General features: G+C 59.6%; 4 protein-coding genes. 2 read left to right on the forward strand and 2 right to left on the reverse strand.

Translation table 11 applies throughout. The features are described from left to right. On the forward strand, positions 1-220 hold a 220-nt coding region (locus ACFQ6N_RS40530), incomplete at its 5' end, for a hypothetical protein (protein WP_380659157.1). Positions 221-381: 161 nt separating this feature from the next. On the opposite strand, the gene ACFQ6N_RS40535 is transcribed toward ACFQ6N_RS40530, so the two are convergent. Together ACFQ6N_RS40535 and ACFQ6N_RS40540 are read right to left on the reverse strand one after the other, a co-directional pair. Further along, positions 382-627, reverse strand: coding sequence for a hypothetical protein (locus tag ACFQ6N_RS40535; RefSeq protein ID WP_197652462.1), 246 nt, complete (start codon positions 625-627; stop codon positions 382-384). A 385-nt stretch (positions 628-1,012) separates the two neighbouring features. Beyond that, positions 1,013-1,573 carry a hypothetical protein gene (locus tag ACFQ6N_RS40540; protein ID WP_197586525.1) on the reverse strand — a complete coding sequence of 187 codons (561 nt, stop codon included), beginning with the start codon at positions 1,571-1,573 and terminating at the stop codon, positions 1,013-1,015. Positions 1,574-1,608: 35 nt separating this feature from the next. On the opposite strand from ACFQ6N_RS40540, the gene ACFQ6N_RS40545 reads away from it, so the two are divergent. After that, positions 1,609-1,870, forward strand: a 262-nt coding sequence (locus tag ACFQ6N_RS40545; protein ID WP_380659158.1) for a hypothetical protein, incomplete at its 3' end; no start/stop codon positions are given.

The raw sequence follows: 1,870 nt of genomic DNA on the forward strand, positions 1-1,870 counted from the left end.
GATCTTCAACGCGGGTTTGGCCGCAGCTCGTAGCCTTCGACCCGATCTGGTCGAGATTCGCCCAAAGGGTGGCACCCAAGTGCCTGAGGGTAATGAAACCGCCGGTGCTCTCTCCTTCACCGGCGAGGCCATCGGTTTCAGGACTGCGGAGTCGGCGGGGTCCGAGGTTCGCAGCCTGGTTGGTCGAGCCAACTGTGGCAGCCAACAGGAGCTTACCTGATATGCACGCACTGAAGCGGCGGCTGGCGATCCATCGCCGCCAGCGCGCCTTCCAACAATGGCCCGCCGTCGTTGCGGCGCTCATTACTGATCCCAGGCTATTCCTTTCGAAGGCCGAGGTCAGGTCCTCGAAGGATCTTCGGCCACGCGACGTTCCCCGTATCAATGTCTCCCGGGTTCGGTCGCTGGTGAATCGCGCGATCCCATTAGATCCGCTGCTTTGGTCAGGTCCGCTGCGAGTGCGCGCATCTGTTGGGGCGACATCGCGAACGCCTGAGAGTTCGATACCTCGGCTCTGTTTTGTGGATTTGACCGGAGGACGAGGCTCAGAGCCATGAGCTTGTGCCCCTCTATCTCGAACAGCTGCCAGCCATGTGTCGGCCAGATGTTCAGCTTTATTTCTGTCATGTCGCCCTCCTTGCGGGCTGTGTTGGTAGCACACGCAGCGTAGCGCAAGGAGGGCGGCTCCAAGCCTTTGAATTTCGGTCGTTCTGTCCATGAAGACCACTGTGTATCCCCGCTCGAGGTCCGTAAATGAAGAGTGATTCTCAAGAAGAAGCCGTTATTGATGGGGTATGCCCGCGACGCTTGGCCGAGGTTGTGGAGGCTGCGAGTGCAGACGTACCGACCGGCACTTTCGAGTTCCTGGGGAGCTCCGGGGAGGCACTTGTCGTCTCGGTCCCGACTTCCAGTGGTTTGTTCCGCGAAGCTGACTTCTGGGTCCGCATAGCGACGTCTAACGGTCTACAACCTATTGGCTGGGTACGCTTCGAGCGTCGTTGTGTTGTCAACGCTAAAGCACTGTTTGAAGCCACTGAACTGCGTTCGGGAGATTGCGAAGCGCCTGATCCAGAGCGTGTTCTGCAACTTTGGCAATACCTTGCGCTGGGAGGGCCTTGAGTTGATCAACCAGCTTCTCCTTCACCGATTCGTCGGCATCGGACTCGTGGACCCGGGCGACCAGAAGATCGCGGACGGTGTCCTCGTGCAGCCTGACGGTCAAAACATTGAGGTCAGCGCCGATCGTTCCCGCTTTGTTGATGAAGTCGCTGCCCTTCGCGGTGATGGAACACCAGACGAAGTGCACGACTCCGTCGAACTCGCGCACCGCTGCCTCGATCAAGCCAGCGTCCTTCAAATAGGCGACCTCTCGAGCGACAGCCGGGGCCTCCGCGATACCCGTCATTTCGCGGCCGTAGAGCTTCCTTCCGGCCTCCTCGAGCCGGGTCAGCACAGCGATCTGAATCTCCTTCCTGCTTGCCATATGTTGCCCTCCTTGCGGGCTGTTCGTGTGGAAACGCCAGCGTAACGCAAGGAGGGCGACGCCCGTCGTCCGTGAGTTGTTGATCTCCATGGCAGCGATGCTGCGCCCCGAGAAGGTCCCCGTAAATGAAGCCAGAATTTCAGACCGCTGAGCCTCGGTCACAGATCATCTTCCGCTATCACCTTCAGGTCCTGAATCAGACAGGCACCTGCGAGCGCTCCCTTGCTGCGCGGATTGTGGACAACTACCTGGCGCTAGTGGCCGAGCCGCTGCGGATTGTGGAGTTTCACGCCGGGACCACTGCTGAGTCAGCCGAGAAGGCGATCAAGGCTAATGCGCAGATCATCAAGCGCTATGTGACCGGCGCGGTGAAGCTGCCAGTAGACC

The organism is Kitasatospora sp. NPDC056446 (assembly GCF_042796115.1).
GTDB lineage: Bacteria > Actinomycetota > Actinomycetes > Streptomycetales > Streptomycetaceae > Kitasatospora.

Excerpts from the sequence above, each read along its gene's own strand:
- ACFQ6N_RS40535 (WP_197652462.1), bottom strand. The coding sequence starts at position 627 with ATGACAGAAATAAAGCTGAACATCTGGCCGACACATGGCTGGCAGCTG.
- ACFQ6N_RS40540 (WP_197586525.1), bottom strand. The coding sequence starts at position 1,573 with ATGGAGATCAACAACTCACGGACGACGGGCGTCGCCCTCCTTGCGTTA.